This is a genomic window from Hyphomicrobium sp. CS1BSMeth3, from assembly GCF_900117415.1.
Lineage (GTDB): Bacteria > Pseudomonadota > Alphaproteobacteria > Rhizobiales > Hyphomicrobiaceae.
Genome location: NZ_FPEI01000006.1, coordinates 183,861 through 195,182 on the forward strand (window position 1 = coordinate 183,861; position 11,322 = coordinate 195,182).

Sequence of the window (11,322 nt, forward strand, 5' to 3'; positions counted from 1 at the left end):
GCCAAATAGTTGTGCTGGATGTTTTCGTTAGGCTGTCATAAACTTCCCGTAGAGCAACCGCATCCAAGCGGTGACCGATGGGAGGTCCAACTATGTTGCGACGTGTGAAACACGCTCTTGCGGGCGTGGTGGCCGGTACGTTTTTTGCTGCCCCGGCATTTGCTCAGCAGGAAATTCAGTGGTGGCACGCCATGGGCGGCGAGCTCGGCCAGAAGGTCGATGCGATCGCGGCCGGCTTCAATGCCACCCAGAAGGAATACAAGATCGTCCCCATCTATAAGGGGAACTACACGGAGACGATGACGGGTGCGATCGCGGCCTTCCGCGCCAAGCAGCATCCTCATATCGTGCAGGTCTTCGAGGTCGGCACGGCGACACTGATGGCGGCCAAGGGCGCCGTCTATCCCGTCTACCAGCTCATGAAGGATCAGAACCTCCCGTTCGATCCCAAGAATTATCTTCCGAGCGTGACCGGCTACTACAGCGACAGCGCCGGCAACATGCTGTCGATGCCGTTCAACAGCTCGACGCCGGTCATGTTCTACAACAAGACCCTCTTCAAAAAGGCCGGTCTCGATCCTGAGAGCCCGCCGAAGACCTGGCCGGAGATCGAAGCCGCCTCGAAGAAGCTGCAGGCTTCGGGCGTGAAGTGCGGCTTCACCATCGGTTGGCCTTCGTGGGTTCTCATCGAGAACTTCTCGGCACTTCACAATGTGCCGATCGCGACGAAGTCGAACGGCTTCGACGGCCTCGATACCGAGTTCCAGATCAATTCACCGCTTCATGTGAAGATGATCTCGGCCATGGGCGAGTGGCAGAAGTCGAAGGTCTTCGACTACGGCGGCCGCCGCGCGGACAGCGCGCCGAAGTTCTATACGCAGGAATGCGCGATGTACATGAACTCGTCGGCCTCGCAGGCTGGCGTGCGCGCCAATGCGAAGGACTTCGAGTTCGGCGTCGGCATGCTGCCGTACTGGCCGGACGTGAAGGGCGCCCCGCAGAACTCGATCATCGGCGGCGCCACGCTCTGGGTGCTCTCCGGTCATCCGAAAGAGACCTACAAGGGCGTCGGGCAGTTCTTCAACTACCTCTCGCAGCCCGAGGTCCAGGCCAAGTGGCACCAGGAGACGGGCTACCTCCCGATCACCACGGCCTCGTATGAGCTGAGCAAGACGCAGGGCTACTACACCAAGAATCCCGGCACCGACGTCTCGATCAAGCAGATGACGCTCAACCCGCCGACGTCGAACTCGAAGGGCCTGCGCTTCGGCAACTACGTCCAGATCCGCGACATCATCGACGAGGAGCTGGAGGGCGTGTGGTCGGGCAAGAAGTCGGCCAAGGAAGCTCTCGACGCCGCCGTGACGCGTGGCAACGAGCTGCTCCGCCGCTTCGAAGCTGCCAACAAGTAAGTCGGTTACGAGGGCGGGTGCCGCAAGGCATCCGCCCTCTCTCTATATCCAACCTCATCTGCGACGGCCGCCTCCGGCCGGAGCTCCCGCCGGCGGAACTGCACTGACATGGAGAAGCGCGCGGTCTTCCGATCCCCGTGGTTGCCGCTTGCGCTCGTCATGCCGCAGCTCGTCATCACGTTCGTCTTCTTCGTCTGGCCGGCGAGCCAGGCCCTCTATCAGTCGGTGCTGCTCGAGGATCCTTTCGGGCTCAAGAGCCAGTTCGTCTGGTTCGACAATTTCACCGCTCTCTTCCGCAACCGCGACTATCTCGAATCCTTCAGCCGCACGGCAGTCTTCAGCCTGCTCGTCGCCGGCTTCGCCATGGGCCTCGCGCTGCTCATGGCTGTCATGGCCGACCGCGTCATCAAGGGCGCCACCGGCTACAAGACCATGCTGATCTGGCCCTATGCCGTGGCCCCCGCCGTCGCCGGTGCGCTCTGGGTCTTCATGTTCAACCCGCGCATTGGCATTGTCGCGTACATGCTGCACAGCCTCGGCTATGACTGGAACCACCAGATCCGCGGCCGGGATGCCTTCGCGTTGATCACCATCGCCGCCGTCTGGAAGCAGATCAGCTACAACTTCGTCTTCTTCCTCGCCGGCCTCCAGGCCATTCCGCGCTCGCTCATCGAGGCCGCCGCCATCGACGGCGCGGGACCGACCAAGCGCTTCTGGACGATCGTCTTCCCGCTGCTCTCGCCAACGACGTTCTTCCTGCTCGTCGTCAACATCGTCTATGCCTTCTTCGATACGTTCGGCATCGTCCACGCCACCACCAGCGGCGGGCCCGCCAAGGCGACCGAGATCCTCGTCTACAAGGTCTTCAACGACGGCTTCATCGGCCTCGACCTCGGCAGCTCGGCGGCGCAGTCGGTGATCCTGATGATCATCGTGATCGCGCTCACGGTCGTCCAGTTCCGCTACATCGAGCGCAGGGTGGCCTACTGATGGTCGAACGCCGCTCTCTCGCAACCCTTCTCGCGCACGTGGTGCTGATCCTCGGCATCGTCGTCGTCGCCTTTCCCATCTGGGTCACGTTCGTGGCGTCGACGCACCACGCCAAGGACATCATGACCGCGCCGATCCCGCTCTGGCCCGGCACGCAGTTCTTCGAGAATTACCGCAGGCTCCTCTTCGAAGGCCTGATCAACCCCACGGCGGGCGGCGTGCCCATGTGGCGCATGATGACGAACAGCTTCATCATGGCCATGATCATCGCGCTCGGAAAAATCTTCGTCTCCTTCATCGCCGCGTTCGCGATCGTCTACTTCCGCTTTCCCTTCCGCATGGTTGTCTTCTGGATCATCTTCATGACCCTGATGCTGCCGGTGGAAGTGCGCATCGTGCCGACCTTCAAGGTCGTCGCCGATCTCGGCATGCTGAACTCCTATGCCGGCCTCACCATCCCGCTCATCGCCTCCGCGACCGCGACCTTCCTCTTCCGCCAGTTCTTCCTCACCGTGCCGGACGAGCTTGCCGAAGCCGCGCGCATCGACGGCGCCGGGCCCGTCAAATTCATGAAGGACATCCTCCTTCCGCTCTCGCGCACGAATCTCGCTGCGCTCTTCGTGATCATGTTCACGTTCGGCTGGAACCAGTACCTCTGGCCGCTGCTCATGACGACGGACCGCCAGTACCTGACGGTCGTCATGGGCATCCAGCGCATGATCAACGTCGCCGACACCGATCCGCAATGGCCGATGGTCATGGCGGCTGTCATCCTCGCAATGCTGCCGCCCGTGGCGGTTGTCCTCCTCATGCAGCGCTGGTTCATCAAGGGACTGGTGGAGACGGAGAAGTAGCCGCATGGCTTCGGTCATTCTCGAAAACGTCAGGAAGGTCTACGCCGGCGGCGTGGAGGCCGTGAAAGGCATCTCGCTCGACGTGCCGAACGGCTCCTTCACCGTCCTCCTCGGGCCCTCGGGCTGCGGCAAGTCCACGCTGCTGCGCATGATCGCCGGCCTCGAGACCATCACCGGCGGCACCTGCAAGATCGGCGATCGCGTCGTGAACGAGGTCGAGCCGGCCGAGCGCGACATCGCCATGGTCTTCCAGAATTACGCGCTCTATCCGCACATGAGCGTGTACGACAACATGGCCTATGGCCTGCGCAACCGCCGCACGCCCAAGCCCGAGATCGAGCGCCGCGTGCGCGAGGCCGCCAGGATGCTCGCCATCGAGGACTTCCTCGACCGCCGTCCGCGTGCGCTCTCCGGCGGCCAGCGCCAGCGCGTCGCCATGGGCCGCGCCATCGTGCGCGAGCCGCAGGCCTTCCTCTTCGACGAGCCGCTCTCGAACCTCGACGCCAAGCTGCGCGTCCAGATGCGCATCGAGATCCGCCGCCTGCACAATCGCCTCAAGGCCACCTCGATCTTCGTCACGCACGATCAGGTCGAGGCCATGACGCTCGCCGACGTCGTCGTCGTCATGAACCACGGCCGCATCGAGCAGGTCGGCAAGCCGACCGACGTCTACAACAGGCCGGCAACGCGCTTCGTCGCGACCTTCATCGGCTCGCCGGCCATGAACCTTGTGCCTGGCCGTGTCATCGGTCGCGGCAAGGTCGAGATCCCGGGCTCGGGCACGCTCGACTTCGATCCCGACCAGTTCGAGGTGGCGGATGGCACGTCCGTCGAGGTCGGCATCCGCCCCGAGGACATGACTGTCGCCGCGTCGGGCGAGAGCAACGGCTTTGCCATGAAGCCCGAGTTCGTCGAGGAGCTGGGCCCCAATCGTCTGGTGCACGGTCTTGCCGGCAGTGCGCCGCTCGTTCTGTCGGTGCCGTCCTCGATGCACGATCTCGGCAATGGCACGATCGCTCTGCATGTGCCCGAGCACCGCGTGCACGTCTTCGACACCACCACCGGCCGCACGCTGCGCCGCGGCTAGTTCGCGCCTCGGTTAGGTCCGCTGTGTTGTCGCGTCTTCGACGCGACGGGGCTTTCGCCCCTGGCCCCAATCGGGGAGACCCCGAACCCCCTTCTTTTTATGGACTGGAGCGAGCCGCGAACGCACCAGCATCCCCTCTCCCCGTTCTTACGGGGAGAGGGTTAGGGTGAGGGGCAGCGGCAAACGCCGACGTCGCAAATGTTGTCGCCCCTCACCCCGGCCCTCTCCCCATTGAAGACAATGGGGAGAGGGGGAAGTGGGGCGCGTCATACACTGCGCTGTCGCCCTGACCGCCGCGGGCATAGCATCACGGCTGGAGGCGATAGCACCTCTTCCCGGCAGCCCGCGGTACAAAAATAAAAAGGCGGGGGTTCCGGGGGTGTCCCCCGGTCGGGGTGCGGGGCCGAGGCCCCGCTCGCGCTGAAAGCGCGATCGAACACCCTATAACCCGGCCGCGCTTCCGCGCCGGGCGTAAAATCACCGAGGGGACGGGGCGGCGACGCCAGTCCGATGGAAAGAGGAAGCGGCGCCTGCCGCCCCGTTCTGCCGCTCGCTTTCTCCACCTGCCATGGCCGGTCGGGTCCAGCTCGCGCACGAGCGTTACGTGCGGAGGCAGCAGGCCGGAGGCGATGCTCCGGGAGCGGCGCGCGCGGCGCGACTTCGGACGCCTCCGGAGGGCCCCCTTGGTGCCGCGCGCGACCTAGAAGATACGGCTGCCTACAAGTGCGGGGACAAATGCCGAGTTCGCAGCGCCACTTCTTGAGCGCGCGACTGCGCGCCGGCCGTTAGGCCGTCCCAAGGAATAGCAGCCCGCGGCCACAATCTATGCCCTCTCGCTCTGGCCGCCGCGGAGCACTTTCTTGGCGCGCCTCTGGCGCGACGCACCACGGTACGGTTGCGGAGCACCTCTTCCCGGCAGCCCGCGGCACTCGAAATTGCATCTCATCGCGGGAAGTGGTGAATTGGCCGCGAACCATCAGGGACACCCCCGGAGATTGCATGTCATCGAACCTCCTCTCGCTCGCCGGCCGCACGGCGCTCGTCACGGGCGCTTCCTCGGGCCTCGGCGAGCACTTCGCGACCGTGCTGGCCGCAGCCGGCGCCAAGGTCGTCGTCGCGGCACGGCGCACGGACCGCCTCGAAGCGCTCAAGGCACGGATCGAAGCGGCCGGCGGCACGGCGCACGCTGTCGCGATGGATGTCACCGACCGCAATGATGTCGAACGCGCCTTCGCGGAAGGCGAGGCCGCGCTCGGGCCTCTCTCGATCTGCGTCAACAACGCGGGCATCACCGATCCGGCGTGGTTCACGCGCATGCGCGAAGAGCAGTGGCGCAAGATCATGGACGTGAACCTCGACGGCGTATTCCACGTCGGGCAGGAGGCCGCGCGCCGCATGGTCGCCGCCGGGAAGGGCGGTTCGATCATCAACATTTCTTCGATCGTCGGTCTCGGCGCCATCAAGACGCTCTCGGCCTACTCCGCGTCGAAGGCCGCCGTCATCGCGCTCACGCGCAACATGGCGCTGGAGCTGGCGCGCGACCGCATTCGCGTCAACGCCATCGCGCCGGGCTACATCGCGACCGAGCTCAATGACGAGTTCTGGGAGACCGAGCCAGGGAAGCGCATGATCGCGCACGTGCCCATGCGCCGCCTCGGCAATCTCGGCGAGCTCGATGGCCCACTGCTGCTGCTCGCGTCGGAGGCGGGTTCCTTCATGACGGGGAGCGTGCTGACCGTTGACGGCGGCCACCTCCTGCCGACCGAATGACCATGGCCGCGAGCTCCCGCCCACGCACACTCGATCCGGCCAACCTCGATCCGCTGCAGCGTTGGCTTGCGAGCGCGGTCGAGGCTTCACGCGTCGAGATCACGCGCGCCGATCTCCTCTCCGGCGGTGCCGTGCAGGAAAACTGGCGCATTCATGCGGCGATCGACGGCGGCCCGCGCGCCGGCACGCATGCCCTTGTGCTCAGGACGGATGCGGTCGCGCGCCTTCCCATGAGCCTCGATCGTCCGCGCGAATTCGCCTGCATCAAGGCCGCGCACGCAGCCAGCGTGCTCGTCGCCGAGCCGATCGCCGAATGCGCCGACAAGAGCGTGATCGGCGCGCCATTCACGGTGCAGCGTCTGCTCTCGGGCACCGCACAGGCGCGTCGCATCATCCGCGATCCGGATCTCGCCGGGTTCGGCCCCGCGCTCGCACGCGAGATCGGCAATCAGCTCGCGCGCATTCACGCGATCCGTCCGCCGAACGATGCGCTCGCCTTCCTGCCGCTCCCCGAGCCCGACGCTGTCGGCGCCGCCGTCGCCGAGATGCGCCGCGCCCTCGACAAGGCGAGCGAGCCGCGCCCCGCGCTCGAATACGTGCTGGCCTGGCTGCTCTCGCATAAGCCCGCGCCGCGTCCGACCTCGCTCGTGCACGGCGATTTCCGCACCGGCAACTATCTCATCGAGAACGGCCAGCTCACGGGCATCCTCGATTGGGAATTCTGCCACTGGGGTGATCCGCGCGAGGACCTCGGCTGGTTCTGCGCGCGCTGCTGGCGCTTCGGCAATGACGCGCTCGCGGCCGGCGGCATCGCGACGCGCGCCGATCTGCTCGAAGGCTACAACGCCGCGTCCGATGCGCCGATTACCGAAAGCGAGCTCGCCTTCTGGGAGATCCTCGGCGCCGCGCGCTGGGCCGTGATCGCGCTGCTCCAAGGCCAGCGCTTTCTCACTGGCGGCGAGCGCTCGCTCGAACTCGCCCTCACCGGTCTCATGCCCGCCGAGATGGAGTTCGACGCGCTCGAAGCCATTGCCGCTCTCGAAGCCGGGAGGCCGATCCCATGACCGCACGCCGCATTGATGCCGATGCCCTCCTCGATCTCGCGACCGAGATGCTCCGTGCCGAAGTGCTGCCCGCGCTCGCCCCCGAGCAGCGCTATGCCGGCGCCATGATCGCCAATGCGCTGGAGATCGCGCGTCGCGCACTCGCCGAGGAAGTCGAAGCCGCCGAGTGGTCGCTGCTCGACAGCCTCTACGAGGAAGGCGAAGGTTCGACCGCACAGCTCGCGCGCGACATCCGCGCCGACACGCTGCCAAAAGGCAAAGCGGCGGACATCGCAGAGGCCCTGCGCACGCTCCTCATTGCCGAGCTGCGCGTCAGGAACCCGCGCTTTCTCGCATCGCGCGGCATCGGCGGTTGAAACGGGAGGCAGTCATGACGGACGCAGAGTTGAAGTCAGCCTTCGCGGCCTTCCGCGTAGAATTTGAAAAGGCTCTTATTGCTCAGGGAGCAGGCAATGCCGAGCCGTTCATTTCGCTCTGGTCGCCGAAGCCGGATGTGATGATCTTCGGCGCGCTCGGCGGCATGGAGCGCGGGTGGGAAGAGATCGGCTCGCGCCTTCGGTGGGTCACGGGTCAGGTGAGCGCGCGCATCACGCGTCTCGAAAATCTTGTGACTTCCATCAGCGGCACCATGGCGCTGACCGCCGATCTCGAGCACACCATCCGCACGCTCGATGGCCGATCCTTCGAGCGCTCGCTCCGCGTGACGCAGGGGTATCGCTTCGAAGATGGTGCGTGGAAGATCTTCTACCGCCACGGCGACGTCTTCCAGCCGTCAGGGCGCTAGTGCGGCATTGTTCGCGCTTTCAGCGCGAGAGGGGCTGCCGCCCCTTCAACCCCGCCCGGGGAGACCCCGGACCCCCTCCTTTTTTTGACTTGGCGCCAGCAGCTGTCGCGACAGGTCCCTTCTCCCCGTCCTTTACGGGGAGAAGGATAGGATGAGGGGCGGGAGCTTGCGCGACGTCGGCATAAGCCGCTGCCCCTCACCCTAACCCTCTCCCCGCAAACGCGGGGAGAGGGGACATGTGGAGCGTGCCGCAAATGCCAAGTCATAAAAAGGAGGGGGTCCGGGGTCTCCCCGGTGGAGCGCGAGGTGAGCCTCGCTCGCGTCGAAGACGCGACGGCTATCCCCACAACGCGGCTGTCGGCGGCGAGACGCATCCATCGACATACTTGAGCCCGTGCGGCCGATCACGTGCGAGCAGCAGCGGGCCATCGAGATCCACCCAGTCGGCGGACTGCGCGACGAGCGTCGCCGGCGCCATCGCGAGCGATGTAGCGAGCATGCATCCGACCATGGTCTTGAAGCCGAGGCGTTGGGCTTCGGCCGCCATGGCGAGCGCGCCGGTGAGGCCGCCGGTCTTGTCGAGCTTGATGTTGACGGCATCGTAGCGGTCGCGGAGTGCGGCGAGGCCATCGGCCGTGTGCGCGGACTCATCGGCGCAGATCGGCACTTCGCGTTTCAGGCCAGCGAGTGCGCTGGCCATCGCCGGCCGGTAGCGGCTGCTCGATCAGCTCGAACTGCGCTTCTGCCGCTACGGCGAGCAGGTGCTGCAACTCGTCGGGATGCCAGGCTTCATTCGCATCGGCGACGAGCCGTGCCTCGGGACGCGCAGCACGGATGGCGCGCATGCGCTCTGCGTCGGCTGTGCCTCCACCGAGCTTGATCTTGAGCAGGGGATGCGCGTGTGCCTCTCTCGCGTGCGCCGCCATGGCGTCGGGCGCATCGAGGCTCAGCGTGTAGCAGGTGGGCACTGGCTTCAGCGGCGCGAGGCCTGCGAGTTCCCAGGCGGGGCGCCCCGCGCGCTTGGCTTCGAGATCCCAGAGGGCGCAGTCGATGGCATTGCGCGCAGCACCGGGAGCCGGCACACGCGCGAGGTCCTCGCGCGATGCGATCGCGCGGACACCTTCGATTGCCGCGACGACGCCCTCAACGGTCTCGCCATAGCGCGCATAGGGCACGCACTCGCCGCGCCCGATGATGCCATCTGCCGCCGCCTCGACAACGACGACGACCGCTTCCGTGCGCGCGCCGCGCGAGATGGTGAAAGCACCGGCGACGGGCCAGCGCTCGACCTTTGCTGTGAGCGCGGCACCAGCCATTTCAGCTCCGCGCTGCTATCGCGTCGGCGATCGCGACCGTCTTCCGCGCGATCTCGGCGTGCAGCAGCTCGACCATGCGGCCCTCGAGATTGATCACGCCCTTGCCCTTGTTCTCCGGCTGATCGAAAGCCGCGATGATCTTGCGCGCGAACTCGACCTCGGCAGCGGGTGGCGAGAACACCTCGTTGGCGAGCGCGATCTGGTCGGGATGGATGAGCGTCTTGCCGTCGAAGCCGAGCATCCGCCCCTGCCGGCACTCCTTGTCGTAGCCATCCATGTCGCGGAAGTTGTTGTAGACCCCGTCGAGGATGGTCAGGCCGTACGCGCGCGCCGCCGTGAGCGCGGCCGAGAGCCAGTAGAGCGCGGCTGTGCGCTCGCCATCGAGCACCGCGCCCGTCTCCTTGACGAGATCGTTGAGCCCGAGCACCAGCACGGCGAGACGCGAGCCTGCGTGGCGCGCGGCCGCCGCGATCTCGCCCGCTTTGAGAATGGCGATCGGCGTCTCGATCATGGCCCAGAGCTGCATTTGCTCGCCCGCGCCGGCCTGGCGCATGGCCGCCGAGGCGCGCGCGATGTCGTCGCCGCTCGCCGCCTTCGGAATGAGGATCGCATCCGGCCCCGCCGCGACCGCCGCCTTGAGATCGTCGCCGCCCCACGGCGTATCGAGGCCGTTGACGCGGATCACGAGCTCGCGCGGGCCATAGCCGCCGGCCTTCACCGCGTCCGTGACCTGCGCGCGTGCCTGCGCCTTGGCATCCGGCGCCACGGCATCCTCGAGGTCGAGGATGAGCGCATCGGCCGGCAAGGTCTTGGCCTTTTCCAGGGCGCGGGCGTTGGCCCCCGGCATATAGAGGACGCTGCGTCGCGGACGCACGGTCATGATGGTCTCCACTACGTCACGATGGCATGGATCTTCTGTCTTATCGCCCGCGTTATCCATGCGCGCAACGGTCGTTGGTGGCGCAACATCGAGCGCGCTGGTATTGGTTGACTGGATTTCGAGCGCACTGCGATTCCATCTGCCGCAGGGCGCGACGCTGCACCACAGTGAGGGCGCGCTGGGCTAGGCGTATGCAGCAGCCTTCCTCGGCAGAGCTCCCATTCGAAGGTCCTGCGCGAATGAGCGTCTATCTCCCCATCGCGGAGCTTGCCATCGATCTGCGCGTCCTCATCGCGCTGGGGCTCGTGGTCGGCTTCCTGTCGGGCATGTTCGGCATCGGTGGCGGCTTCATCACGACGCCGATCCTGATCTTTCTCGGCGTGCCGCCGGCGATCGCGGTCGGCACGGGCGCGAGTCAGGTTGTCGCCTCGTCGGTCTCGGGCGCGATCGCGAACTGGCAGCGCGGCAATGTCGATCTCAGGATGGGCCTGCTGCTCATTGCCGGCGGCGTCATAGGCGCGACGACCGGTGTTGCCATCCAGCGTCTGCTGAAGGCTGCCGGACAGCTCGATTTCTTCATTGCCATGTCCTACGTCATCCTGCTCGGAACCGTGGGCGGGCTGATGCTGGTCGAGAGCGTGCGCGCCTTGCGCCGGGCTCCAGGTCCGATGAAGACGACGAGCCGCCGCGGCGGCCAGCACATCTGGGTGCAGCGCCTGCCGCTCAAGATGCGCTTTCAGACGGCCAAGCTCTACATGAGCGCGATCCCGCCCGTGATCATCGGTGCGATGGTCGGCTGGCTGACCGCCATCATGGGCGTCGGCGGCGGCTTCATGCTCGTGCCGGCGCTGATCTATCTTCTGCGCGTGCCGACGCGCGTGGTGATCGGCACATCGCAGTTCCAGGTCGTCTTCGTCACGGCTTTCGCGACGCTGCTGCAGGCGACGACGAACTTCTCGGTCGACCTCCTGCTTGCAGCGCCTTTGATGATTGCGGGCGTGTTCGGTGCGCAATACGGCGTGCGCGCTGCCCAGCGGCTCAAGGCCGAACAGCTCAGGGCGCTGCTCGCTCTTCTCGTGCTGCTCGTGGCCATCCGGTTGGCCTTCAGTCTCGTCATCGTGCCCGACGAGCTCTACGAGCTCGACGATCGTCCGTAATGGGCCGA

The 11,322-nt window shown here is 66.0% G+C and carries 10 protein-coding genes and 1 pseudogene; 9 read left to right on the top strand and 2 right to left on the bottom strand.

Annotated elements, in window-relative coordinates; genetic code table 11:
- Nucleotides 1-92 precede the first annotated feature (92 nt).
- From ugpB to CS1BSM3_RS16000, 8 genes are all read left to right on the top strand, one after another.
- Nucleotides 93-1,412: a sn-glycerol-3-phosphate ABC transporter substrate-binding protein UgpB gene (ugpB, locus tag CS1BSM3_RS15965; RefSeq protein WP_072388542.1), complete on the top strand. Its 1,320-nt coding sequence runs from the start codon at nucleotides 93-95 to the stop codon at nucleotides 1,410-1,412.
- 108 nt (nucleotides 1,413-1,520) lie between these two features.
- Nucleotides 1,521-2,402 (top strand): sn-glycerol-3-phosphate ABC transporter permease UgpA, encoded by an 882-nt coding sequence (gene ugpA / locus CS1BSM3_RS15970; RefSeq protein WP_072388544.1) that lies wholly within the window; start codon nucleotides 1,521-1,523, stop codon nucleotides 2,400-2,402.
- Entirely contained in the window at nucleotides 2,402-3,256 is an 855-nt protein-coding gene (gene ugpE, locus CS1BSM3_RS15975; protein ID WP_072388546.1) for a sn-glycerol-3-phosphate ABC transporter permease UgpE, read from the top strand. Before ugpA ends, ugpE begins: the two co-directional genes overlap by 1 nt.
- Nucleotides 3,257-3,260: 4 nt before the next feature.
- Nucleotides 3,261-4,343 (top strand): sn-glycerol-3-phosphate ABC transporter ATP-binding protein UgpC, encoded by a 1,083-nt coding sequence (ugpC, locus tag CS1BSM3_RS15980; RefSeq protein ID WP_072388548.1) that lies wholly within the window; start codon nucleotides 3,261-3,263, stop codon nucleotides 4,341-4,343.
- Between the two features lie 999 nt (nucleotides 4,344-5,342).
- A complete protein-coding gene (locus tag CS1BSM3_RS15985; RefSeq protein ID WP_072388550.1) occupies nucleotides 5,343-6,113 on the top strand; it encodes an SDR family NAD(P)-dependent oxidoreductase in 771 nt (256 codons plus the stop codon).
- Nucleotides 6,114-6,115: 2 nt separating this feature from the next.
- Nucleotides 6,116-7,177 carry a phosphotransferase family protein gene (locus CS1BSM3_RS15990; RefSeq protein WP_072388552.1) on the top strand — a complete coding sequence of 354 codons (1,062 nt, stop codon included), beginning with the start codon at nucleotides 6,116-6,118 and terminating at the stop codon, nucleotides 7,175-7,177.
- Nucleotides 7,174-7,533 (top strand): DUF6285 domain-containing protein, encoded by a 360-nt coding sequence (locus CS1BSM3_RS15995; RefSeq protein WP_072388554.1) that lies wholly within the window; start codon nucleotides 7,174-7,176, stop codon nucleotides 7,531-7,533. Before CS1BSM3_RS15990 ends, CS1BSM3_RS15995 begins: the two co-directional genes overlap by 4 nt.
- 14 nt (nucleotides 7,534-7,547) lie before the next feature.
- Nucleotides 7,548-7,961, top strand: a complete 414-nt coding sequence (locus CS1BSM3_RS16000) for a YybH family protein (RefSeq protein WP_072388556.1) — start codon at nucleotides 7,548-7,550, stop codon at nucleotides 7,959-7,961.
- Between the two features lie 337 nt (nucleotides 7,962-8,298).
- On the opposite strand, the pseudogene dgcA reads toward CS1BSM3_RS16000, so the two are convergent.
- Both dgcA and CS1BSM3_RS16010 read right to left on the bottom strand, forming a co-directional pair.
- Nucleotides 8,299-9,277: pseudogene (dgcA, locus tag CS1BSM3_RS16005) on the bottom strand (N-acetyl-D-Glu racemase DgcA).
- A gap of 1 nt (nucleotide 9,278) precedes the next feature.
- A complete protein-coding gene (locus CS1BSM3_RS16010) occupies nucleotides 9,279-10,157 on the bottom strand; it encodes an HpcH/HpaI aldolase/citrate lyase family protein (RefSeq protein WP_072388558.1) in 879 nt (292 codons plus the stop codon).
- Between the two features lie 239 nt (nucleotides 10,158-10,396).
- Here CS1BSM3_RS16010 and CS1BSM3_RS16015 point away from each other — a divergent pair, with 239 nt between their 5' ends.
- Nucleotides 10,397-11,314, top strand: coding sequence for a sulfite exporter TauE/SafE family protein (locus tag CS1BSM3_RS16015; RefSeq protein ID WP_072388560.1), 918 nt, complete (start codon nucleotides 10,397-10,399; stop codon nucleotides 11,312-11,314).
- Nucleotides 11,315-11,322: the final 8 nt, after the last annotated feature.